This is a genomic window from Myroides sp. DF42-4-2 (assembly GCF_030326445.1).
Taxonomy (GTDB): domain Bacteria; phylum Bacteroidota; class Bacteroidia; order Flavobacteriales; family Flavobacteriaceae; genus Flavobacterium.
On the sequence record NZ_JACAKI010000017.1, the window covers coordinates 33,268 to 58,502 of the forward strand.

Annotated in this window: 18 protein-coding genes, 4 tRNA genes and 1 other RNA gene; 15 read left to right on the top strand and 8 right to left on the bottom strand. The window is 37.1% G+C overall.

The window, feature by feature from the left end; translation table 11 throughout:
* Nucleotides 1-20: 20 nt before the first annotated feature.
* Nucleotides 21-2,468 carry a DUF5686 family protein gene (locus HX062_RS12375; RefSeq protein WP_286467628.1) on the bottom strand — a complete coding sequence of 816 codons (2,448 nt, stop codon included), beginning with the start codon at nt 2,466-2,468 and terminating at the stop codon, nt 21-23.
* A 32-nt stretch (nt 2,469-2,500) separates the two neighbouring features.
* Nucleotides 2,501-2,917, bottom strand: a complete 417-nt coding sequence (aroQ, locus tag HX062_RS12380; protein ID WP_286467629.1) for a type II 3-dehydroquinate dehydratase — start codon at nt 2,915-2,917, stop codon at nt 2,501-2,503.
* A gap of 328 nt (nt 2,918-3,245) precedes the next feature.
* On the opposite strand from aroQ, the gene HX062_RS12385 reads away from it, so the two are divergent.
* The gene (locus HX062_RS12385) at nt 3,246-3,887 is read left to right on the top strand and encodes an outer membrane beta-barrel protein (RefSeq protein WP_286467630.1); all 642 of its coding nucleotides are present in this window, start codon (nt 3,246-3,248) and stop codon (nt 3,885-3,887) included.
* 88 nt (nt 3,888-3,975) lie between these two features.
* Nucleotides 3,976-4,887 carry a site-specific tyrosine recombinase XerD gene (gene xerD, locus HX062_RS12390; RefSeq protein ID WP_286467631.1) on the top strand — a complete coding sequence of 304 codons (912 nt, stop codon included), beginning with the start codon at nt 3,976-3,978 and terminating at the stop codon, nt 4,885-4,887.
* A gap of 76 nt (nt 4,888-4,963) precedes the next feature.
* On the opposite strand, the gene rny is transcribed toward xerD, so the two are convergent.
* From rny to HX062_RS12410, 4 genes are all read right to left on the bottom strand, one after another.
* Nucleotides 4,964-6,526 carry a ribonuclease Y gene (gene rny / locus HX062_RS12395; protein WP_182628601.1) on the bottom strand — a complete coding sequence of 521 codons (1,563 nt, stop codon included), beginning with the start codon at nt 6,524-6,526 and terminating at the stop codon, nt 4,964-4,966.
* Nucleotides 6,527-6,574: 48 nt separating this feature from the next.
* Nucleotides 6,575-6,683, bottom strand: a non-coding RNA gene (gene ssrS, locus HX062_RS12400) — 6S RNA.
* Between the two features lie 68 nt (nt 6,684-6,751).
* Nucleotides 6,752-7,051, bottom strand: coding sequence for a cell division protein ZapA (locus tag HX062_RS12405; protein WP_182628602.1), 300 nt, complete (start codon nt 7,049-7,051; stop codon nt 6,752-6,754).
* Nucleotides 7,052-7,059: 8 nt separating this feature from the next.
* Nucleotides 7,060-7,350: a coiled-coil domain-containing protein gene (locus HX062_RS12410; RefSeq protein WP_182628603.1), complete on the bottom strand. Its 291-nt coding sequence runs from the start codon at nt 7,348-7,350 to the stop codon at nt 7,060-7,062.
* A gap of 337 nt (nt 7,351-7,687) precedes the next feature.
* Here HX062_RS12410 and HX062_RS12415 point away from each other — a divergent pair, with 337 nt between their 5' ends.
* The 6 genes from HX062_RS12415 (at nt 7,688) to fabV (ending at nt 17,251) form a co-directional block, all read left to right on the top strand.
* Nucleotides 7,688-9,394 (top strand): M23 family metallopeptidase, encoded by a 1,707-nt coding sequence (locus HX062_RS12415; RefSeq protein ID WP_286467632.1) that lies wholly within the window; start codon nt 7,688-7,690, stop codon nt 9,392-9,394.
* 3 nt (nt 9,395-9,397) lie between these two features.
* Complete coding sequence (locus HX062_RS12420; protein WP_286467634.1) at nt 9,398-11,875, top strand: TonB-dependent receptor plug domain-containing protein; 2,478 nt, start codon at nt 9,398-9,400, stop codon at nt 11,873-11,875.
* 56 nt (nt 11,876-11,931) lie between these two features.
* A complete protein-coding gene (locus HX062_RS12425; RefSeq protein ID WP_255492487.1) occupies nt 11,932-12,747 on the top strand; it encodes a hypothetical protein in 816 nt (271 codons plus the stop codon).
* A gap of 1,002 nt (nt 12,748-13,749) precedes the next feature.
* Nucleotides 13,750-14,700: a helix-turn-helix domain-containing protein gene (locus HX062_RS12430; protein ID WP_286467635.1), complete on the top strand. Its 951-nt coding sequence runs from the start codon at nt 13,750-13,752 to the stop codon at nt 14,698-14,700.
* 273 nt (nt 14,701-14,973) lie between these two features.
* Nucleotides 14,974-15,819, top strand: coding sequence for a helix-turn-helix transcriptional regulator (locus tag HX062_RS12435; protein ID WP_286467636.1), 846 nt, complete (start codon nt 14,974-14,976; stop codon nt 15,817-15,819).
* Between the two features lie 235 nt (nt 15,820-16,054).
* Entirely contained in the window at nt 16,055-17,251 is a 1,197-nt protein-coding gene (gene fabV / locus HX062_RS12440) for an enoyl-ACP reductase FabV (protein WP_286467637.1), read from the top strand.
* Nucleotides 17,252-17,320: 69 nt separating this feature from the next.
* On the opposite strand, the gene HX062_RS12445 is transcribed toward fabV, so the two are convergent.
* Nucleotides 17,321-19,762, bottom strand: a complete 2,442-nt coding sequence (locus tag HX062_RS12445; protein ID WP_286467639.1) for a hybrid sensor histidine kinase/response regulator — start codon at nt 19,760-19,762, stop codon at nt 17,321-17,323.
* A gap of 300 nt (nt 19,763-20,062) precedes the next feature.
* Between HX062_RS12445 and HX062_RS12450 the strand changes: the two genes are divergently transcribed.
* Nucleotides 20,063-20,932: an energy transducer TonB gene (locus HX062_RS12450; RefSeq protein WP_286467640.1), complete on the top strand. Its 870-nt coding sequence runs from the start codon at nt 20,063-20,065 to the stop codon at nt 20,930-20,932.
* An 83-nt stretch (nt 20,933-21,015) separates the two neighbouring features.
* On the opposite strand, the gene HX062_RS12455 is transcribed toward HX062_RS12450, so the two are convergent.
* Nucleotides 21,016-22,158, bottom strand: a complete 1,143-nt coding sequence (locus HX062_RS12455) for an acyl-CoA dehydrogenase (RefSeq protein WP_182628611.1) — start codon at nt 22,156-22,158, stop codon at nt 21,016-21,018.
* Between the two features lie 97 nt (nt 22,159-22,255).
* Here HX062_RS12455 and HX062_RS12460 point away from each other — a divergent pair, with 97 nt between their 5' ends.
* From HX062_RS12460 to HX062_RS12485, 6 genes are all read left to right on the top strand, one after another.
* Nucleotides 22,256-23,344 (top strand): anhydro-N-acetylmuramic acid kinase, encoded by a 1,089-nt coding sequence (locus HX062_RS12460; RefSeq protein ID WP_286467642.1) that lies wholly within the window; start codon nt 22,256-22,258, stop codon nt 23,342-23,344.
* 189 nt (nt 23,345-23,533) lie between these two features.
* Entirely contained in the window at nt 23,534-24,751 is a 1,218-nt protein-coding gene (locus HX062_RS12465; protein WP_286467643.1) for a bifunctional folylpolyglutamate synthase/dihydrofolate synthase, read from the top strand.
* 87 nt (nt 24,752-24,838) lie between these two features.
* Nucleotides 24,839-24,916 (top strand) — tRNA-Val (locus HX062_RS12470).
* 47 nt (nt 24,917-24,963) lie between these two features.
* Nucleotides 24,964-25,038, top strand: a tRNA-Val gene (locus tag HX062_RS12475).
* Nucleotides 25,039-25,063: 25 nt separating this feature from the next.
* Nucleotides 25,064-25,138 (top strand) — tRNA-Val (locus HX062_RS12480).
* 25 nt (nt 25,139-25,163) lie between these two features.
* Nucleotides 25,164-25,235: transfer RNA gene (locus HX062_RS12485), tRNA-Val, on the top strand.

The following is a 25,235-nucleotide window of genomic DNA, read 5'->3' on the forward strand; positions in this document are numbered from 1 at the left end:
GTCAACTGTCAACCTTTCTATTATTTCTGAATTAAATCCAATATTTTTACCCCCAAAACAACCCCATGTGTAGTTTTACGATCCGAAAAAGAAGTGAAATAATCAATTCTAAAAGGTCTAAACTTACCAAAACCAAAGTTATTTAAACCAATACCAAATTCTTTATAGGTAGGTTTATCAGGGGTATGCAGCAAGTGAAAACCAACAATAATCGAATACCTGGTCTTGTTTAACAAAGGGATTTTGTTGATTAAGAAACCGCGAAAATCGTGTTCCATGTGAAATTCAACATAGGATTTATTCGTACTATACTCGTAGTAAGGAAGTAGGTTGAACTGTTTATTGTAAATAGGAGAGGAACCAATAAAAGTTTGATTTCCGTTAAAGTGTTTAAAATCTGTAAAAGGAATCTTGTTTTGCTCAAAGAATTGACCGATGGATATTCCAGTATACAACTCCCCAAACGTTCCAATATTATTTTGGTATTTCGTTCCAATAGATCCAAAAGTATAACTATAGTTTCGGTCGGTTGTATTGAGTGCTTTCTCCAAGTGCACCTCTAAAATAGGGTATTTAGATTGTTGAATATATTGCTTTTTAGTAGGATAGCTAATCGTTTTTTGATCAAAGACCACCTGCACATTCATTTGAAGCTTAACCACTTCGTTTTGCTTAAAAGAAGGCGATTCAAAATCCGTTGGATCTAAGGGATTGTTGGAAGTGAAGTCTAATGTAGGTACAAAAGGAGGATTCTGAATATTGTTGTATAAATTCTTTCGATAGGCGTATTCCAATTGTGCCTCAAACTTAAAGTTGGTGAAAGCGTATTGGCTGTACTTTAAAGAGAGGAACTTTTTTTGAAAGTATTTCGCATAGTTTTTTCCAAACCAAGCAGAAGCAAAAGAATTAATAGGTTTTTTAATTGGATCATCCTGATTGAATTGCTCAATAGCCTCACCCGCCTCTAAGCGAAGTGTGCTGTAATTCTGTTGATTAAACACATGAGAAGCATAGCCCGAAAAGCGAAACTTGTTTTCACTAAACCCATAGCTGACATTCACCCCATAGGAGGTTGCCGCATTATCAGGACGCAATTTAGTATAGTCTAGCCCCGAGGTGATATTAAATCCTTGTACTGCATTAAAAGCAAAAGTAGAAAGCAAACCGTGATAGCTGTAGGTTGTGTTTTTATAGGAGTTGACGTATTTATACCCCTTAATTAACTTGAATACCGTAAAGTTATTCGTCCTCTTGTCAATCGAATCTAATATGCTTTTGGTGTCATCGGTCAAGAAAATCGATTTTTGATCGAAGTATTTCTTTTCGCTTTCCATTAAACTAAAGGGGCGAATAGACGCTAGTTTTTGGTCTTCATCAAGATTGTAATCTTTGGTAAAGGTCAAATATTCATTGGTTTTGTTTTCCATTAATTGGGCAGGTTTTTCTGTATAATGTGAAAAACTACTTTCAAATTTACCAATGAAGTCAAAAACAATGAATTTTCCGTCAAAAACCAACGTTTGGGACGCTTTTACATGGGCGTCAATCGAAGGAGAATACGTATAGGTTTGCTTGATCTGCAGGTTGTTGATGTTCTTTACATTTACATTATTTCCCTTCATTTTGGCGTAAAAAGAGAGTACTTGCCAGTTCTTACTAGTAAATTCAATATAACCCTCCATAATTGGCTCCCGATCGCGTTTTGGCGAGAAGTAAATGCGGTATAACGTTTCCTCACCCACCTGTTCCTCCGAGATAATATCAAAAAAATAGTAGGTATTAGCATAGGGAAGGAGGGGAGAAATTACATTGATCCGTTTCGATACCTCAGAACTAAAAATATTAAAATCATTGTCTGTCCCCGTTAAAAATAAAAGATCTTTGGAATTTCCTCTCTCTTGTAATGCGTGAACTGTTTCCTTACTAAGAAGTTTATCGCGATAATCCAAATCAGATGCAATTTCACTGAGGTAAATAAAATTACCTATTTGTTCGCTATCAATGTCTAAGGCAGGATCTAAATCCTTTCTTTTTTGACCTAAATAAGAAGAGCGTTGGGTGTTTAATTGAAGATCTCCTTTGGCATAATACGACGCTTGGTAGTTGTTGGTGCGCTGTGAAAAATGCGCGTAAACCAAGGAAAGTAAATAAGACGCATATTCATCTTGTTGTTCGGTATATAGAATGTTGCGCTTATCTAGGGGAAGTAAATGTATAGCCCAACCATCTGTTTGATTCTTGTACTTAATTTTTTGGTTCTCATAGCCTTCTTTTTGAATGTAAATAGGCGCTTTCGAATCCCAATTAATTGTAAAAAAACCAGCTTCATCTGTTTGCGTATGGTGATTGGTACCAGGTATAAAAACCAACACCTGACCTATCGGTTTATGGTTTTCTGTAGTAATTCTTCCTGTAATCGTCTGTCCATAACCCAAAACTCCTAATAGGAATACTAAGAGGAGTAACAAGTATAAAGGATTTTTTTTTACAAGTATATTCATTAATCGTGAAAAGCCCTAAGCGCTAGTTCGTAACTTTTTAGACCAAATCCTAAAATAACCCCGCGACAAACAGCAGCTAATTTAGACTCTTTGCGAAAATCTTCTCGTCCGTGTGTATTGGAAATATGCACTTCAATTACAGGTGTGCTAATTGCCGCAATCGCATCTCTTAATGCAATCGACGTATGGGTATATGCCCCTGCATTGATGACAATCCCACTATAGCTGAAACCTACTTCATGTATTTTATCAAGAAGTATTCCTTCGCTATTGGATTGAAAATAGTCCAACTCCAAGGCAGGAAACATAGCTTTTAATTGCTCAAAATATTCTTCAAAACTAGTGTCACCATAAATCGATGGCTCGCGTTTACCTAGTAAATTTAGGTTAGGCCCATTGAGAATTAATATTTTCATGTTTTAAATTTTGTACTACTGTAGAACAAATATATTTAATATTAAGGTTGTTTAGACAAACCTAGCCTAATATTTGACGTAGCACTGCATTTAGTTTCCCCTCATTTTTAGCTTGTTAAGTTTTTTAAAAGATGTTTGTTGTGTTTTTATCAGGAATTAACTAAATGTTAACTATTACTAACGGTATAATAACTGATTGATTTACAATGCCATGTTAAAAAATTAAATTTTTAATGTTTCCTTAGTGTTATATTTTTATTAAATAAACGTCGTATTGTGACGAGATGCTGTAATTTCGTCTCTGTTAATAGTAAAAAAATTAATGTATATGAAAAAATTAGTACTATCGTTAGTAGCTGTTGCTGCATTTGGTTTTACAGCTAACGCACAAGAAAAAGAAAAACCTACATTTGGATTCCAAGAAGGAAACGTAATGATCGAAGGAAGCTTCCAAATTAAAGATCAAGTAGAGAAAGATTCTAAAACAGGAGTTAAAGTTAAAAATACACATTATAACTTCAATCCAAAAATTGGTTATTTCTTAAGCGATAAAGTAGCTGTAGGAGCTTCTTTAGGTTTTGGAAAAGCAAACGTAGGATCTGATGTAATAGGAACTGACATTACTGGAACTACGTTGTATGCAGGTGCATTCGCGCGTTACTACTTCTTAGAATTAGGTAACCGTTTCAAAACATATGCTGAAGTTGGTGTTGGATACCAAGAAGGAAAAGTTTCTGACATGAAATACAAAGAAACTGGTATTGCAGCAGGAATTGATTTAGGTTTCAACTATTTCGTGACTGAGAAATTAGCTGTTACATTTGCTTTAGGAAATGTGTTTAGCTACAAAAACTACGACATGAAAACTGATGGAAACAAAGTAGGTTCAATTTCTGAAACTGAAGCAAACCTAAATGTTTTCAATAACTTCTTTGATAATGCTACATTCGGATTAGTTTACAAATTCTAATCAGAAACCGTTATATCGTAGAATACAAGAAAGAGCTTCAACACTGAAGCTCTTTTTTTTATCTTTGACCTAAACGAAAAAAGTAAAAATGATCGCAAACACTTGGCAAAAGACCATTCAAGCGTATATGCATTACCTGAAATTAGAGCGCGGGTTGGCTGAAAATTCCATCGACAGCTACGAATTGGATTTGCTGAAATTTGTCCATTTCTTAGCGCATAACGAGATAGAAGTTCCTCCAAAAGAGGTCAGTGCAGAACTAATCAATGAATTTGTATACCAGCTGTCAACTGTGTTAGCACCTACCTCTCAAGCACGTATCATTTCTGGATTAAAAAGTTTTTTTACCTTTTTGATTATCGATGGACAAATTGAAAAATCGCCAACAGATCTGTTGGAAATCCCCAAATTAGGTCGAAAACTTCCAGAGGTGCTCGCTGTTGAGGAGATTGATGCATTAATTGCAACCTTAGACCTCTCCACGAATGAGGGGTATCGAAACAAAGTGATGCTTGAACTCTTGTACAGCTGTGGATTGCGCGTTAGTGAATTGGTTAACCTACGTCTCAGTGATTTGTTCTTTGAAGAGGGATTTATCCGTGTAATTGGTAAGGGTAGTAAACACCGTTTTGTGCCAATTGACCCGGAAACCATGCAATGGGTCACCTTGTATAAGACCAGCATTCGCAATCATATGCAGGTCAAAAAAGATGATGTGGACATTGTGTTTTTAAATAGGAGAGGCGGACGCTTAACCCGAGCGATGATTTTTACCATCGTAAAACAAGCAGCAAAAGAGGCGGATATTAAAAAAAATGTGAGCCCTCATAGTTTCCGTCACTCTTTTGCGACCTATCTACTTGAAAATGGAGCCGATATTCGCATGATTCAACTGATGTTAGGACATGAATCCATCTTAACAACCGAAATTTATACCCATATCAGTAGAGAAAAATTGAAAAATGTTATGGATACCTATCACCCAAGGAGTAGGGGATAATGTAAACTTTCTTTACTGTATAGCCACAAAAAAAGCGAAAGAGGAATCTTTCGCTTTTTTTGTGGGTGATGTTATCTTATTTAGCTATGTTAATAGCTCTTGTTTCTCTAATAACGGTAATCTTAACTTGACCTGGATAGGTCATTTCAGTCTGAATTTTTTGCGAGATATCGAAAGATAGCGTTGCTGCCATTTCATCCGATACTTTCTCACTCTCAACGATTACTCGCAATTCTCTACCGGCTTGAATCGCGTAAGAATTCTTAACTCCTCCAAATTCATTTGCAATTCCCTCAAGGTCTTTCAGACGTTGGATGTAAGAATCTAGTACTTGTCTTCTTGCTCCTGGTCTTGCTCCTGAAATAGCATCACAAACTTGAATGATTGGCGCAATTAAGGTTGTCATCTCGATTTCATCGTGGTGAGCACCAATGGCATTGCAAACTTCTGGTTTCTCTCCAAATTTCTCTGCCCATTGCATACCTAGGATTGCGTGTGGTAATTCGCTTTCTGTTTCTGGCACTTTACCAATATCGTGTAATAATCCTGCGCGTTTCGCTAATTTCACATTTAGTCCTAACTCTGCAGCCATTAAACCACATAATTTAGCAACTTCACGCGAGTGTTGTAATAAGTTTTGACCGTAAGACGATCTGTATTTCATACGTCCAACGATTTTGATTAATTCAGGGTGCAAACCGTGAATACCCAAATCGATAACAGTTCTCTTTCCAATTTCGATAATTTCCTCTTCGATTTGTTTGGTTGTTTTAGCAACAACTTCTTCAATACGAGCAGGGTGAATACGTCCATCCGTAACTAAGCGGTGAAGCGATAAACGAGCAATCTCTCGTCTAACTGGATCAAAACACGATAAAATAATAGCCTCTGGCGTATCATCTACGATAATTTCTACTCCTGTTGCAGCCTCAATTGCACGGATATTGCGACCTTCACGACCAATAATTCTACCTTTTACATCATCTGACTCAATGTTGAATACCGATACACAGTTTTCTACTGCTTCTTCTGTTCCTACGCGTTGAATCGTATTGATAATGATCTTTTTTGCTTCTTGTTGAGCCGTTAACTTCGCTTCTTCAATGGTGTCTTGAATATAAGACATCGCATCTGCTTTTGCTTCTGTTTTTAAACTTTCAATGATTTGGTTCTTTGCCTCTTCTGCAGTTAAACCAGATATAATCTCTAATTGCTCAACCTGTGTACGGTGCAAGCGATCAACTTCTTCTTGTTTCTTCTCTACGTGCTCTAATTTCGCCTCGTAATCTTTGATGATCTTTTCACTCTCTTCCGCGGCTTTCTTCGCTTTTGAAAGTTCATTTGAAATTTGTGATTCTTTGTCTCTCGTTCTCTTTTCAGCTTCTGCCATCTTCTTGTCGCGAGACAAAATTACTTGCTCGTGTTCCGCCTTTAGCTCAATAAACTTCTCCTTTGCTTGAAGAATCTTTTCTTTTTTGATTGACTCTCCTTCCGTTTTTGCGTCGCGTATAAGGGTTTTAGCTTCATTATTAGCGTTTTGTAAAATAGAAGAAGCATGGTTTTTTTCCAGGTATTTTGCAATTGCAAAACCAATGCTTGCACCTACTAAAACTCCTCCAACAATAAATAGTATATCCATATGTGTTTTATAATTATATAAAAAAAGCCCACATCAGTAGAGTTGCATAAACTCTGATTTAAACAAGTTTTGGGTTAGCTTGCTGTTCAAGGATCTGCATAAATGCAGCGTGCTTTAGTAGCAATGATTCACCCATTTTAATTTGTTAGTGTTGAGTTTATCAAAACGGTTTACTAATGTGAGCAGTGTCTTTTTTTAGTTTTTCCTTTAAATAAGAACGTGTTTCTATTTAGAAAGTATACGATCCAATGCCTCGTCTAATCGAACTAGTCGATCAACAGCTTTATTGTAATTCTCAGATTTGTCAATTGTCTTTTGCTCAGTCTGTGAAGCTAATTGTAAGGCACACATCGCCAAAACATCCTGCTTATCTCGTACTGCATAGCTCTCCTCAAACTGCGTGATCATGATGTCAATCTTCTTTGACGCCGAGCGCAAAGCTTCCTCCTGAGCATACGTTACCGTTAAGGGGTATACTCGATCAGCTATCGATATCTTGATTTTTAGTTGTTCATTTTGACTCATTGCTAGCTTTATTTACTGAGTTGAGCGATACAATTGTCAATCTCTCTTATCAATGAATTTATCTTGAGTTTCGTATCTTTTCTTCCTTCGTCACTGCCCAATAGTGAATTGGCTAACTGCAGAGATTCATACTTCTTGTAAATGTCGTCTAATTGCGTCTCATTTTGTAGAATTTCTTGCTGCGCCTCGATCAAATGTTGTTGTAGCCTATTGTTCTCCGCTTCCAACTGATCTAATCTTTGTACAAGTTTCGCAAACTTTACTTCCAAAGCATTAATTATGTCCGTTAGTTCACTCATGTTGCAAAATAAATATTCACTATTCTTTTACAAAGTTACAATTTGTATTTAGATTTTAAAATATTTTCTGCTAAAAGTTCGCGTGAACAGCGAGGAAATTGATTAATAACTAGCTGATGCATTTATTTACTGTCTTACTATCGTATAATTTACGAAATCAACCCGCTTTTAGTATCGTTTCGCAAATATACCGATATACACGACAGTACAATCGTAAATGTAGCGCACCAAATATTCGATCTCGTTTTTTCAAATTGCAAAAACAACACCCAAAAGGATTTGCAAAAGGGTTCTCTAATTTTAGATTATTCTTTATTTTAGCAATAAATTATAAAAAATGAAAAAGAGTTTAACTGGAGTTTTTATTTTCTCTGCTTTTGTTGCTTTTGGACAAGCTCCAACTATAGAATTTGCCAATCCGTTGAATATACCGATCAATGCCTCTGGGAATTTCGGCGAACTCAGGGGAAGTCATTTTCATGCGGGAATCGACATTAAAACACAACAACGCATTGGTTTACCAGTTTATGCACCTGCTGATGGTTATGTCTCACGCATAAAAGTGTCTACATGGGGCTATGGCAAGGCTTTGTATATCGATCATCCCAACGGTATGACAACTGTATATGGTCATCTTAGTGCCTATGAAGGAGCGATTGCCCAACGCGTTTTCGATACACATTACAAACAACGCGTTTTTGAAATAGAACTGTTTCCTAAACGAAATGAAATTCCCGTTAAAAAAGGCGATATCATTGCCTATACAGGAAATACAGGAGGATCTGGTGGACCTCATTTACACTATGAATTCCGCGATACAAAATCACAAGCCATCATCAATCCCCTGAGCTGGGGAATGAAAGAAATGTTGAAGGATACAGAAGCCCCTACGATTAATTCGATCTATGCCTATCCCATTTCAAACGACGCCCTAATCAATAAGTCTAAGAACCCCATAGCATTGACTTATAAGACAATCAACGGTATCCTCACCGCAGATCCAATCACCGCTAGTGGACAAATTAGCTTTGGAATTGATATGTACGATACGGCAAATAACAATAGCAATCGAAACGGTGTGTATAAGTTGGAAACTTTTGTCAATGGCAAACCGAGCTTTAGCTATCAATTTGATACTTTTTCCTTCAGTGAATCGGGCTTCGTCAATGCCCTAGTCGACTACGGACGCAATAAAAAAACCAAAGAAAAAGTACAAAAAATGTTCCTCGAAAAGCCTTACCCCTTATCTGTGCTAAAAGTAGATCAAGGCACAAAAGGAATACTCGAAGTAAAACCAGGAACAAGTTATACCTATAAAATAGTAGCTTCCGATTTTCACGGCAACCAAACAGTTGTTGAAATTCCAATCACCTATGCCGCAGACTCAGCAACGGTGGTAGAAAGTAAAGCAGTAGCAGCAGAAAATCAGTATAACCTAGTTTCAACACGTGAATTTTTGGCGGAAAAAGACTTTGCTTCCGTGCGTATTCCCGCTAATGCCTTTTACCAAGACTTTACTTTTGTGTTCGATGTCAACGATAAAAAAGTTACCCTGCATAAAGATGAAGTTGCAGCGTTTAAAAATATGACACTGACCCTCGATGTAAGTAGTTTTGGACTAAGTGATGCAGACCTGAACAAGGCGTATATCGCTCAAGTGGCACCCAATGGAAGTAAATCCTACGTTAAAACACACAAAAAAGGAACTATCTTTACAGCTTATACGAAAAAGTTAGGCGATTATTCGATCGGCGTCGATAATACCCCACCGAAGATCTACCAACCGAGTTTTAAAGAAGGGGATTGGTTGAGCAATGCCAATGAAATTTCCTTTCTTATCCATGATGTGGATACAGGCATTCAAACAATTGAAGGAACGATTAATGGCAAGTGGATTCTTTTGGATTACGATTATAAAACAAAAAAAATAGTACATTTATTCCGTGATGGAATAGTGAGTTCGGGACGCAATGATGTGGTGATTAAAGTTACCGACAACATGGGTAATGCAGCTACCTTTTCTACACATTTTTTTAGAAAGTAAACTATGATACATCGATTGGGAATAACACTGCTTCTCTTGTTCTTTTGCCTAAACACCTACGCGCAAGATAGAGCGATCCTGCAGGGAAAAATAGTAGTCGAAGGCGAAGGAGAGAAGGTGACAAACATCCTACTAGTACTCAAAAGCGGTGCGATTCACAAGATCAAAGTCAATGCAAAAGGTGAATTTTATGTCGACGTTCCCGCTAGGGAAGCAGTTGACGTGAAAATTATCGGCATTCCTTGTGTTATACCCGAAGCATTTGTTTTACATCCCAATGAGATCCGTACGATTAGCATTCACTGTCAAGAAGGGAAAGCCGTAGTAACTACAGCAGTTGCAGAAGACAAACCCTTGGAAAATAACGTAATGCAAACCGTTGAGATTGTTAATTATACAGGCAGTTTTGATCGGGATCTATCCAGTGTCAATCTTCATGGGGTTGACGATGTAATCGCAGGAAGTAATCGCTTGGAAACCGTAATAACCACGTTGCCTGGAGTAAACTCAAATAACGAATTGAGCAGTCAGTATTCCGTGAGAGGAGGGAGTTTTGATGAAAACCTAATCTATGTCAATGGTGTAGAAATGTATCGTCCGTTCTTAGTACGCTCAGGAAAACAAGAAGGGTTGAGCTTTGTCAACCCTGCAATGGTAGAAAATGTGTCGTTCTCTGCTGGAGGATTTAAAGCGCGTTATGGCGATAAGTTATCTTCAGTATTGGAGGTTGATTATCGCAAACCAACCGAAAATAAAGTCCAATTGCAAGCGAGCTTTTTAGGTGCTGGAGCAACAGTAGATTTAGTTTCTAAAGACAAAGCCTTAACGGCTATTATAGGTATGCGTTACCACAATAACCGCCTGTTGATGAATCGAAAAGATGACGACGGCTATTACAAACCCTCTTTTATGGATACACAAACAGTGGTCGACTATACATTAGATGAAAATTGGGGTTTTAGCTTTATCGGAAACATAACGGGAAACCATTATAAATATGAACCCAATCGCGCTACAGTGGCGTTTGGAGGAGTAAGTAATACGGCTACGGTCTCTATTTTATACAATGGAAAAGAAGAAGATAAATACAGTTCGCTATTTGGGGCTTTGGTTTCTACCTATAAAACAGACCGCGATAAGATAGAAGCTATTTTTTCAGCTTATCACACCCAAGAAAAAGAGTATTACGACATTGAAGCATCCTATTTGGTTGTGGATCAGCAAGACTACGATTCTGATCCGCTCTTCGGTAAAGATATTGAAAACCCGTTGCCTATCCGAAAAGGCGTTGCTTCTCAATATGCTCATGCGCGAAATAATTATGACGCTTTGTCTATAAGTGCGGAGGTGAAAGGGAGACACCTGATTGGGGAGGCAAATACATCCCTGCGTTGGGGGGCAAAATTCATTCGAGAAAATATCAAAGACCGCCTATCCGAGTGGGAGTTGATGGATTCATTGGGGTATATCTTACCCAATAAGCATGAGTATGCCTCGCTGCACACCCAGCATACCGTGGATATTAATCGCGTGATGGCTTATGGGGAATGGAATAAAGCGCTGTATAGCCAAGACACGAAGATTACCCTAAATGCAGGAGCGAGAATACACGGATGGAAGATGTCCGCAGGAGGTAAAACCAAACTGGTGGTTAGCCCTAGAGCTCAAATCGCTATAGATCCACAAGGATGGCAAAAACAAATGATGTTTAGCTTGGCTTTTGGATTGTATCAACAACCGCCATCCTATCGCGAATATCGCGGGTTTGATGGAACGTTAAACCCCGATCTCCATGCACAAAAAGCCTGGGTGGCCGTATTAGGTCATCACTATGGATTTACTATGTGGGATAAAAAATTTCGCATGCAAACCGAAGTCTATTACAAAAACCTTCAAGAGGTCAATATTTATACACTAGACAATGTCCGTATGCGCTATGTGGCAAATAATGATGCTAAAGCTTATGTATATGGGGCTGACCTTCGGTTGTATGGGGAGTTTATCGCTGGAACTGAATCCTGGATTAGTGTAGGTGTGATGAAAACAGAAGAAAATTATCAAGACAAAGGGTATATCGCCCGACCAACCGATCAGCGATTGAAGTTTGGTCTGCTCTTTCAAGACTATATGCCTTCGATTCCCAACTTGAGGTTGTACCTCAATGCTGTATACAATACAGGATTACCAGGTGGATCCCCTTCCTATGTCGATCCTTATCTCTATCAAGGAAGATTACGCGATTACAAACGAGCTGATATCGGATTTAACTACGTGTTTAAAGACGAAAAAGTAGGGCAAAATAAACGCTGGCTCCAAGGCGTTGAGCAGCTGCAAATCGGAGTGGAAATCTACAATGTATTCAACGTAGCAAACGCTATTACCAATACGTGGATTCGCGATTTGAATAGCAGTAAAGAAATTGCTATTCCCAATTATATGACAAATAGAACGTTTAACATGAAAATAGCCCTGACGTTTTAATTTTTTAGTCCTGCATTTGTAAAAAACGTATCTTTGAATCATCAATAGTGAAAAGAATGAAAACAAAATTAGGTTTAATAGTAAGTGTTTTTTCCGTTGTGCTGTTTTTCTCTTGCAAAGGACAAGAGGAAAAACCCAAAGTAATTTATAAAGATGAATCGAAAACAGCGGAACAAGAAGTAGTAAAAGAAAAAACAGAAGATATCAGAATTGCTGATTTGCCCCTGGTTGTCGGTCATTCTCCCTACTTGATTCACCCTGTTGGAGAAGTAAGAGTCTATTCTAGTTCAAGCAAATACGGAACAAGTAAAGTGAGTCAGTTCTCCTATACTGTTTCTAACTATGTGCCTTTTGAAATTACAGGCTATTTAGAAAATCTAATGTTTCAACACAAAGATTCGTTGAATATCAGACCACTAACAACAAAGAGAATCCAAATTCAGTCCGTGGTCTATTTGAATACCATAGCCGAAAAACTCAAGAAAAATGTGTTGGTGTACAATGTGTTTGACGCTGATACCAATCGAGACGGCAAAATTGATTCCAATGATATCAAGACACTTTACATCAGTAAAGGTAGTGGGGATGGATTTAAAAAATTAAGTCCCTATTTACAAGAGCTACTAGATTGGACAGTTATTGATGTACAAAGTAGATTGTACTTCAGAACAATCGAAGATATTAATAAAAATGGAGCCTTTGATAAGAATGACAACGTTAATTACTTCTATGTGGACCTAACAGACCCTAGTTGGGAAGTTAAAACCTATGATCCATTAAAAGTTTTGAGCACAGAAAGTAATCAAGAAAGTAATCAAGAAGGAAATCAAGAAGAAAATAAAGAAGCTGAAGAAACAGCAGTGTCTGAATAAAGCTAAAGCTACATAAGAAAAAGCCCTAAAACGCAAATGTGTTTTAGGGCTTTTTGTTGGTTTGTAAAAACTATAGTTTCCACTGAAAGGTTTTCTTTTCTAGAAAAAGAAGCAATTTGGCTTTGTCATCCAAATGAAGATAGTGTCGGATTAGGAAATGTAGTTATAGTTTAGTCGAACGAGAAGTAATCCGAAGTAGTTTGTCTTGCTTCAAAACTCATATCGTTCACCTCGTTTTGATATGCTTTAATTAATCTATGCATTTTGAGAATTTCACGCACTATCTTTTTTTTTATTAGCAGTACATTCGCTTTATTGTGTGTTTTTTCGGTAAATAGATTATTTATTGAAATTGTATTGAATTTAACGTAATGCTGTTGTAGTAGTTTGTTTTTTTGCAATTGATTTGTGTTATATGGATTTATTTGGTTGTTGTTTTGTTGTTTTTATTTTATTCGATAGGTAAAAAGGAGGTGAAAACAGAAAATAGATGTGACTTTTTACAAGGTTTGGAGTCATAAGTATATACAAAATGAGATTATTGTATGTGTTTGTAGTCTCAATAGTAAAGCAAGACTTTTGCGGAATAAAAAAACGAAGAAGACGACGCTTGCTAGAGATAATTAAAACAGTTAATTCAGGAAAAGGTTGTGTTTACTGTCTTAAATGGCTATAAATTTGTATGATAATAGGTGTTGTTACGTGAAAATAATTGCTGATTTTTATTGTTTTTGCTTGTGAAAGTAAGTAAAATAAAAGGTTAAATGCGATTAAGTGTATATTATGTAAATCTCATTTTGTAGTGTTAAATTATATGTTAATCTAAAAAATAAATAATAATTTTGTCACGCTTTAAACGAAAGTAAAAAAAGTAGTAATAGGCGAACATCTATTATCTTAAGTCCCCACTTAATAGAGAATCGTGCTATATAGCTATGCAGTATAGTCACGGCGCAATATGTGAGGGTAGAGGTATTAAATTAATACATCACCACTAACATTATGAAACTAATTAAAACATTTGATGGTTTTTTAAGAGGCCATTTTAACTTCGAGAGTATCGTTAAAAGCGTTTTAGCGCTCTCTGTGATTCAACTGATAGCCATAGGCTTAGGTTTGAATCTTGATTTTAGTCTTTTGACTATTCCTTTATTGTATTTCTTTACCAGAAAAACAGCGCGTAAAGTAGAGCCTTCAGCTGTTGCATTTTTTGCTCATTACAGCCTTGCGGTTCTCGTTATTTTATTGCCAAGCTTGTTTCCTTCTAAATTTATTGGAACTGTTGTTTTTGCATACGTTCTAACGTATTTGATGGTGTTGTACAAAGAAATGAAGTCTATTCCATCTTCTAGCTCCAACCAAAGCGTATTGGGTTTTATAGGCTTTTTCTGTAATTACTTAATCGCCCGTTTAATTGTGCGTGCAATCTTCTTTGTTGTATTGTATATATTTGCAGATTTTGGTGTTGAGTATGTGTTTATTCAAACCGGATTAGTTGTAACAGTATTGCTGTTTTGCTTATTTACCTTGCTGAATTACAATGATAAAACGAACGAAATACTCGTGCAAATTCCTACTCTTGGAGTAAGTAAAATCGAAGGCAATGCGTTGACGCCTCGATATGAAGACAAGGAAAGAGTAATCATTACTTTTTTTGAAACAAGTGATGACTTTTTAGCTAATTCTTTTTCGTTGGAAGATTTAGCGGATGCTGTGAATTTAAATAAACATGAAGTATCTACGGTGATTAATCACCAATTGAATTCTTCTTTTTATCACATGGTAGCACAGTACAGAATTTTACATGCAAAAAAATTATTGCAAATCCGCAATAATTTGACAATAGAAGCTATTGTAGAAGAGTGTGGTTTTAGTTCAAAATCAACGTTTAACAAATACTTCAAACTCTTTGTAGGTAAAACGCCATCTGTGTATCGCAATCAAATCGTATAGCGTGCAGGTATGGAGTTTTATTTCAACTTAGTTGTATTAACAGCGGCCATTATTTTAGGCAGTATATCGTTTATTGTAAATAATAAATTGACTGCTTCGACCAAAACACAGCAGTTACTCAATGTGTTCCTCCTGTTTTTTGTTCTGCATTTGGTTATTATTTTGTGTAGTCGATTGTTGTGGGCAGATTTTCGGTTTGTCCATCTTGGATTACCTCTTAATAGCGTATATGCTCCTACGTTTTATTGTTGTCTCGTTTTATTGTCAGATTAGGTGCACAAGAAAACGCAGGAAAGCAAGAGGTATTACTTTGCTTTGCACTTCATTCCTACCTTGGTGCTCTTGGGCTTTTATTTCTTGCTTTTGAATCAAGGGTTAGATTTGAATTCAGTTGAAGTATACCGCTATTTATTAGTGCTTTATTTTGTTGAAGTAATTCAGTATGTAGGATATGCCTTTATGGGCTATTATAAGATTAATAAGCTGGTGTTGAATAACAATATTCGCCTATTGATCTTGCGTGTAATGTGGATTATGATCTTTATGGCGTTGGTTTCATTGGGTATTGTGTTTTACAACAATATCCTCCATTACGACCTTTCTGTTACTTATTTAGCTCTGTTGTGTTTCGCCATAGTTATCTTTAATTACTATATGGTGCGATTGAAATACGTGAAAATGGTGTCTATCTCTGATCCAACAGATAAGGAAAAAATAGCAGAAGATCCACAAGTGCTCCTCAAATACGAGAAATCAAAATTAGCCGATGACGTATTGAGTGCGTATAAAATTAAGGTAGAACAAATTGTTCACGATAATCAATCCTTTTTAAAGGTCAATTTTACCTTGGACGATCTTGAGCAAGAAAGTAAAATTGCCAAACACCATTTGTCGCAATTTTTCTCTACAACATATGGAATGAATTTTAATGCGTATATCAATAAGTTACGTGTCGAACACGCAAAGAAGTTACTAGAGAAAAAAGATTTTGATATCTCAGTTTCCGAATTAGGTGATGAATGCGGATTTAATTCTCGAACCTCATTCTTTCGAGCGTTTAAGAAATACGAAGGCGTATCACCTTCGGAATACATAACGAATATCCTTGAAAATAGATAAGAATACGTTGCAGTGTATGGGTAAGTAGAAAAGAAGTAGAAATACTTCTTGCTGCTTACTCATTTTTTTTGTTCTATTCTTTTTTCATTTTTGTCGTTCTCTCCTCGTATTGCTTATTTCTACGCACTATTTCATTTGCATATAAAAAGAGTTGTTTATATTTGTATAAGCATTGAAGATTTCAATTTGCATAGAAAAATAACGTACAAGCGTAGTAAAGTAAAAAATTAAAATAATGATTATACAACCTAGAACTCGTGGATTTATCTGCTTAACTTCTCATCCTGAAGGATGTGCAGCGCATGTTAAACAACAAATTGCTTATGTTAAATCGAAAGGCAAAATAGCCAATGGACCGAAAAAAGTACTTGTAATTGGTGCTTCTACAGGTTTCGGATTGGCATCGCGTATTTCTGCAGCTTTTGGTTCGAATGCAGCTACAATTGGAGTATTCTTTGAAAAGGCTGCAACAGAAGGACGTCCTGCGACTGCGGGTTGGTATAATTCAGCGGCATTTGAACAAGAAGCAACAAAAGCGGGTTTATATGCAAAAAGTATCAATGGAGATGCTTTTTCTGATGAAATCAAACAACAAACAATTGCGTTAATTAAACAAGATTTAGGTCAAGTTGATTTAGTGGTATACAGCTTAGCGTCTCCAAGACGTACACATCCTAAAACAGGGGTGGCTTATGCTTCTGTATTAAAACCAATCAATGAGCCTTTCTCTAATAAAACCGTAGATTTCCACACAGGGGTTGTATCTACTATTACAATTGATCCAGTAACCGAGCAAAGTGATATTGATAATACCATCGCTGTAATGGGAGGTGAGGATTGGAAATTCTGGATGGAAGACCTGAAAGCTGCTGGTGTTTTGGCAGAAGGTGTTAAAACAGTTGCGTATTCTTATATCGGACCTGAATTAACTTATCCAATCTACAGAAATGGAACAATCGGAATGGCTAAGAATGACTTAGAAGCTACTGTGCCTACAATTAATAACTTAATTGCTGATTTAAATGGAGTGTCTTATGTATCGGTAAACAAAGCATTAGTGACGCAATCAAGTTCTGCAATTCCCGTAGTGCCATTGTATATTTCCTTGCTGTATAAAGTGATGAAAGAGAAAAATATTCACGAAGGATGTATCGAACAAATGCAACGTTTATTTGCCGATCGCCTTTATGCTGATCAACCTATTACACTAGATAGTGAGGGGAGAATCAGAGTGGATGACTGGGAGATGAGAGAGGATGTTCAAGCAGAAGTAGCTAAATTGTGGGAAGAAATTAATTCAGATAATATCAACCAAATTTCAGATTTAGAAGGTTATAGAAGAGATTTCTTTAACTTATTTGGATTCGAATTCGATACCGTTGATTACAATATTGAAACAAACGAATTAGTTGAAATTCCAAGCATTAAATAGGAAACCATAAAAAAAGTCGATGAAATAAATCATCGACTTTTTTTTATGTACCGCTAACCGTCAACCGCGTTATCCTAAATACTTTTCTTGTAAATCCGAAACAACGGCTTGAATTTGTTCATTGATGTTTTGAATGTACAGGACAAGGTCTTCCTTGGTTTCAAATTTGATGGTTTGATCTTCTAATTGTTCTAAAGCAGGAACGATGTGGTTGATTTGCAACTGTTTGAACATGGGAAGCATTTTATGTGCAATATTGCTAATAGTTTGATAGTCAAAATCATCGGACGCATAGGTAAGATCTAGGCTATTTTCTTGGGTACTATCGACAAAAATTACCACGAATTTTCGCAATGCAGCGCTATCTTCCCCAATAAACTGTTTAATTTGGTTGATGTCGTATAGTTTTGTGGGCTTGTCCATTGAGAGTGTAGGTTCACTCTGAACGGTTAGCTCGAGCTTATGTGTTGGATGTAATAGTTGTGTGATGAGAATTAACAACTCTTGCAATTGAATTGGCTTTTGATGAGCGGATGCGAATCCGGCCTGGGTAAAATCTTCTACCGTAAGATCGCGTTTACCCGATAAGGCAACAACGGGAATTTGCTTGTACTTAGCGTTGTTTTTTAGTACGTTAATCATTTCAAACCCATCCATCTTAGGCATCTGAATATCACTGAGAATAATATTGTATTCCTCCTGCTCTAAAGTGCTCTCAATCTCAGATGAATCATTGAGAACATCCACTTTTTTGAAGATAGGAGTGAGTAACTCTTCCATTAATTGCAATTGGATTTTATCGTCATCTACCACGAGAATGCTGTCTTGCGCTAAAATGGTAAATTGTGCCTTGAATTGCTCAGCTGATATATAAGTGTTCGTTTGTATGTCAGCTTCTTCCAAAGGAAGGGTGATGGTAAAGATGGATCCTTCGCCTAGGATGCTATCGACTTGTATATCACCTCCTAATAACTTAATGAGGCGTTTGGAGATGTTCAATCCCAATCCCGTTCCTCCAAAGCGCTTTTCAATACCCGCATTGGCCTGACTAAATTCTTTAAAAATGTGGTCTATCTGACTTTGTTCTATTCCAATACCTGTATCGATTACCTTGATTTCTAGTTGATTACCTAATCGTATAGCTTCAATGAATACCCCTCCTTGTTGGGTGAATTTCACGGCATTGGTAATCAAATTGGTAACAATTTGTTTTAAGCGATAGGGATCAGAGATAAACGAATGATCTAAGGCTTGATCAACCGTCCATTTCAACTTAATTTTTTTATTCTCAGCATTGGGAACCAAAGGGGCGCAAATACTCTCGATTAATTCCTTTGGATTAAATGCCTTTTCTTGTATGCTGATCTTGTTGTTTTCTAACTTGGAAAAGTCGGTTAAATCGTTGATCAGATTAGCAATATACTGTGTTGAACTTTGAATATTGTTGAGGTATTGTTTTTGCTTGGAGTTTAATTCCGTGGTTTGTAGTAGATTAGAAAAGCCAATTAAGCTCCCTAAGGGAGTTTGTAAATCGTGGGTAACCGTGGCGAATAACATTGTTTTACTGCGGAGTAATACCTCTCTTTCTTGGTTTAGTTGTTCTAGTTTTACCCGGTATTCTTGCGTTTGATTGATGTCTTTAATGATAATCCAACCCAAAATTATAATGACAAATAGGGCCGATCCACCAATATAAGCTATATTGGTAGAGGCAGTGCTAATACGTGCTTTGGACTCATTGATGTTTTGATAAGAAAGCGAGAGTAAATTGCGCTCAATACTCTCTAAAATCTTGCGCAATTCATTGGTTATATTCTTGTTCTCTATAATTAATTTCTGTTCTTCTTTTAATAAGTTCGCCTGTTGAAGGTTGACTTTTTGTTGGGCTTGTAATATGATATTCTCCATCGCGCTAACAATGGAGTCTGTCACATTCGGATAATTAATTGTTTTGGTGATCGTATCGGTGTGATCCCCTTTGAACAAACGCGCCCAAGCGCTTCGCTTTTCCTTTTCTTTGGTCTGAATAACTATTGGTTCAATTTTCTTTTGTATTTCATCTCGGATGTCGTAAATCTTGTCAATCGCCTCACTATAGTTGCGGTCTTCATTGATTTCTTTTCTCGCTTTGATGATGTTGTTGAAACTGACTTTCTTCTTTTTTAATAAATCTTGAACTAAGTCTATCTTTTGATGAATCGCCTTATCCGATGTTGTTAATTTGATTTGTTCAATTTGATTTACTAAGGTATCTAAGTGCGAATAATAGCTTTTGATGTCTCTATTGTTGCCCGTAACAATGGCATTTCTACTGTATATCTCAGATGAATACAAGTTGTTTAGTGTACTACTAACCAAGAAAATCTTATTGTTTTCTTTGACTACTTGCTCTTCGGGTAAGGTGAATTTTTTAGCCTCTTTATAGATGTATAAACCCGAGAAGAATACTGCTCCTAATAGGATAATATACAAGAATATGATTTTTATTTTAATCGATTTGGAGGGTTTCATCCGATAAAAGTGTTTGAATTGATTTACAAATGTACAAAATGTTAGTTCTCCTTGTTGTGTTTTCGGTTTGCTTGTAAAACGAAAATAGAATTGTTAAAATTTATAGTTGTTTTTCATTGATAATTATTCTTTTTTTAGGTTGTGTATTTGTTGTATATGTAAAAAAAACTTTGTTGTGTTTGGTTATTCAGTATAAAAGGTTAACTTTAGTGTAAAATATTAAAAAATGATTTTGTTAAAGAGGTAGATTGCCGATTTGTTCAGGCAATCTTAGTGTTTAATCAATTAAAACTGTACGTTATGGCAAAGAATGATTTATTTAAGAAAGATTGGTTAGATATTGTATTTGCAGGTAGAAATAAGCAATATGGAGCCTACAAATTGCGTTTAGAGAGCCCAAGAACAACCCTTTTAGCCTTAGGCAGTGGATTATGTCTATTCGCCTTAGTATTTGTTGCGCCAGCAGCTATTTCTTCTTTTTTTGAAGATGAAAATGAATGGGCTAAAGGTGAAATTATATCTTGTGATTTTGATTTTATTGATGAACCACTTGAACTTGTCGATGTTGTTCTGCCAAAAATAGAGGAAGAAGTAAAACCATTAGTAGATGAATCTTATATAGAAGAAGCTAGTGCGCCAGCTTCTGTTGTAGATGTTGAACGATTTACAAACTTAGAAGTAGCATCGGCAGATGAAATTACAGAAGAAGTGGTCAAGCAAACAGATTTAGGAGATGCTTTGATTGGCAGTGAGTCTATCAAAGGCAATGCGGAAGGAACTATTTTAATAAAGGAAAAAGCGGGACATAAAGTAGACGGTGGAGAAGAACGTGAAGGGGAAGAAGCGGAAAGAGGAAATGAAATCTACCGCATAACTACTGAAAGTGCTGCACCAATGGAGGGATTAGCTGCTTTTAGCAAGAGTTTTATTACTAAGTTTCGCGAAATACATATGCCTGATGCTTCTGGAAAAGTACAAGTGATCTTGTCTTTTGTTGTAGAAAAAGACGGAAGTATTACGGATATTAAAGTATTACGCGACCCAGGGTATGGTGCAGGAAAAGAAGCTGTTCGCGTATTGAAAACCATGCCGAAATGGAAACCTGCTCGTCAGGATAATCGCACAGTTCGATCTCAGTTCACTTTGCCAATTACTATTCAAGTACAATAAAAGTGATAGAGATAAATTGATAGATAGGTTTACTAAAAAATAAAAGCGATCCACGGATCGCTTTTATTGTATATACGAGTAAATTAGTCTCTTGAAATACCTCTTGAAATAACAATTTTTTGTATTTCTGAAGTTCCTTCGTAAATCTGAGTGATTTTAGCATCACGCATCATACGCTCTACATGGTATTCTCTTACATATCCATTTCCACCGTGTATTTGTACAGCTTCTACTGTGGTGTCCATGGCTGTTTTTGATGCAAATAATTTTGCCATAGCTCCCGAAATTGAGATGTCTTGTCCTGCATCTTTTTCTGCTGCTGCTTTTAAGCACAACATACGTGCAGCAGAAATATTCGTCGCCATATCGGCCAATTTGAATGCAATTGCTTGGTGGTTGATAATCTCTGTTCCAAAAGCTTTGCGTTCTTTAGCGTATTTTAAAGATAACTCATAAGCCCCTTGTGCAATACCTAAGGCTTGAGAAGCAATTCCTATACGACCACCATTTAAGACGTTCATCGCAAAGGCAAATCCAAATCCGTCTTCGCCAATTCTGTTTTCTTTAGGTACTTTCACATCTGTAAAAAGTAACGTATGCGTGTCAGACCCACGAATACCCATTTTTTGTTCTTTTGCTCCAATTTCGAATCCAGGTAACCCTTTCTCTACGATGAAAGCATTAATTCCCTTGTGTTTCTTCTCAGGATTTGTCTGTGCAATAACAATGTAAAAAGAAGCTGTACTACCATTCGTGATCCAGTTTTTAGTTCCGTTCAATAAATAGTAATCCCCCATGTCAACTGCTGTTGTTTTTTGAGAGGTAGCATCAGATCCCGCTTCTGGCTCCGATAAACAAAAAGCACCAATCGCTTCTCCAGAGGCAACTGGCGTTAGGTATTTTTGCTTTTGTTCTTCATTAGCATACTTCTCTAAACCTGCGCAAACCAATGAGTTATTAACAGATAAAACGACTGCTGTAGAAGCGTCAACTTTGGCAATTTCCTCCATCGCTAATACGTATGATACACTGTCTAAGCCACTTCCACCGTATTTTGGATCAACCATCATACCTAAAAAACCAAGCTCTCCTAATTTCTTTATTTGTTCAGCTGGGAAAATTTGGTGTTCATCTCTTTCAATAACCCCTGGTAACAATTCAGTCTGCGCAAAATCACGAGCAGCTTGTTGAATCATTTGTTGTTCTTCTGTTAATTTAAAATCCATCGAGTATTTATTTTATTCTTTGTAATCTTGAAATTTATATGGTCAAATATAGCGGAATATTATCAGATATTCAATTTCTATGCTTAAATTTATACCTATGAAAAATAGTCAATATCGCGTTGTTGGAATCATGTCGGGGACTTCATTAGATGGAGTTGACTTGGTTTATGTTACACTTAATGTAAATGAAAAGGGGTGGTCTTTTGAATTGGAAAAAGGGCAAACAATTTCGTATTCAGCTGCATGGAGAACCAAGCTAAAGACGGCAATTGGATTAAATAAAGAAGCTTTAGATCGATTGGATGAGGAATATACTCTTCTTTTAGCTGATATAATCACTGCATTTATCCAAGAAAATGCATTGGAAACCGTTGATTTTGTCTGTTCACATGGACATACCATTTTGCACCGTCCCGATTTGGGGTATACCTTGCAAATTGGCAATTTACCCCTGCTTGCGGATTTGATCCAGCATAAAGTGATTTGCGATTTTCGCGTACAAGACGTCTTGTTAGGGGGGCAAGGTGCTCCTTTAGTTCCTATTGGTGATCGCTTGCTTTTTGGCGACTATACCGCTTGTTTAAACTTGGGTGGTTTTGCCAATGTTTCATACGAAAATGCGTTGCATTACCGCATTGCATTTGACCTATGTCCAGTCAATGTACTGTTGAATGAACAAGCAAATAAGTTGGGACTCTTGTATGATTCCGAAGGATCAAGAGCACAAGCAGGAACGGTCTGTCAACCCTTATTAGAAGCGTTAAACGCGTTGGAATACTACGCGAAAACCCCACCAAAATCCTTGGGAGTAGAATTTGTTACCAGCAATATTCAACCTCTTTTGGAATTGCATGTGTTGAGCCCTGAGGATTATTTAGCCACTTTTGTGGAGCATATGGCTATACAGATTGCAAATGGAATTCAATTGCCTAAGCAAGCTAAAATATTAGTTACTGGTGGAGGAGCTTTTAATACTTACCTCATGAGTCGCCTGTCGTTTTACGCTTCATCCTATGAGTTTGTAGTAGCGGATGACTTATTGGTCAACTATAAAGAAGCGCTGATTTTTGCGCTATTGGGAACACTCAAAGTACGCGATGAGGTCAATGCTCTAGCGAGTGTAACAGGCGCCCAATACGATCATAGCTCTGGAGTAATCTACGATATTTTTGATCCTGTTTGGTAAAAAAGTAAAGGCGTCAACACTTGAGCAATTTTTTTCACGCTAATCCATTTGCTTGACACCTTGAAATCGCCCTATATTTGACGTGTTTTAGCCGTGTAGTGCACGCAGTCGTGCGCGAAACGTTAGAATCTCTTATGGAAGTAACAATTATAGTAACAACAATACCGGATTTCAATCCTCTTTTGACCTATGACTTATCAAGAAACCGTTTTGTGGATGTTTGAACAATTGCCCATGTACCAACAACAAGGAGCAGTAGCGTATAAAGCAGACTTATCCAATATAGAAAAATTAGCAGCACATTTGAATCACCCAGAAAGGGAAATAAAAACCGTACACATTGCGGGTACAAATGGAAAAGGATCAACCTCCTCGATGTTGGCGTCTATCCTACAAGAAGCAGGATATAAGGTAGGCTTGTACACCTCTCCTCACTTAAAAGATTTTCGCGAACGCATTAAGGTAAATGGAGAAGAAATTACAGCTACTTTTGTTGTTGATTTTATTGCGGCTAATCAATCGTTTTTCGAAAGCGAATCACTTAGCTTTTTTGAGATGACCGTAGGGATGGCTTTTGAATACTTCAAAACAAGGCAGGTAGATATTGCTGTGATTGAAGTGGGAATGGGCGGTCGATTGGACGCAACTAATATTATTACTCCTTTAGTATCGGTAATTACGAATATTGGAAAAGATCACGTGGCTTTCTTAGGTGACACTTTGGCGGCTATTGCAGTAGAAAAAGCCGGAATTATTAAAGCGGGTGTCCCTGTTGTAATAGGGGAGTATGTTCAAGAGACGAAACCTGTGTTTCTCGCTAAGGCAAAAGAGAAGGGTAGTCCGATTTACTTTGCGCAAGATACATACGCTTCCAATACGTATACCTCCGATTTAAAGGGGATCTACCAACAAAAGAATATACGCACCGTTCGTCAGACGGTTGAATTGTTGCGAAAAGAACTAGCGATTACAACAGAAAATGAGCGAGAAGGGTTGAATCGGGTGGTAGCTACCACCAAATTACAAGGGCGTTGGCAGATTTTACAAGAACATCCCAAGGTAATTGCCGATACAGCACACAATGAGCATGGGCTTTCTATAGTGATGGAGCAGTTGAAAACGGAAAAGTACAACCAATTATACTTCGTTTTTGGAGTGGTGAACGATAAAGATTTGCAAGGAGTGCTTCCTTTTTTGCCTAAAGAAGCAAAATACTTCTTTGCGAAGCCAAATATTTTTCGCGGACTTGATGCTGAGATTTTGGCAGGAAAAGCAAAAGAATTTGGATTAGAGGGAATTGTTTGTGATTCAATACCAGAAGCTTATGCGAAAGCAAAAGCAGAAGCAAAGGCGGAGGACTTGATTTATATAGGGGGGAGTACTTTTGTTGTAGCAGAAATTTTATAAAAAAAAGTTTCAAAAAGCTTGCAAACATAAAATCCCGTCGTATATTTGCACCCGTAATCAACAAACGATTACACGTTCATAAAGAAAGGGCGATTAGCTCAGCTGGTTCAGAGCATCTCGTTTACACCGAGAGGGTCGGGGGTTCGAATCCCTCATCGCCCACCATTCTTACACATATTGAAAATATTCCGAATTTATAGAAATATTAATTAGGGCGATTAGCTCAGCTGGTTCAGAGCATCTCGTTTACACCGAGAGGGTCGGGGGTTCGAATCCCTCATCGCCCACAATATTTTAAATAAAAGTTAATTCGGGCGATTAGCTCAGCTGGTTCAGAGCACCTCGTTTACACCGAGGGGGTCGGGGGTTCGAATCCCTCATCGCCCACAATCTTTTAGATTAACGTCAATTCGGGCGATTAGCTCAGCTGGTTCAGAGCACCTCGTTTACACCGAGGGGGTCGGGGGTTCGAATCCCTCATCGC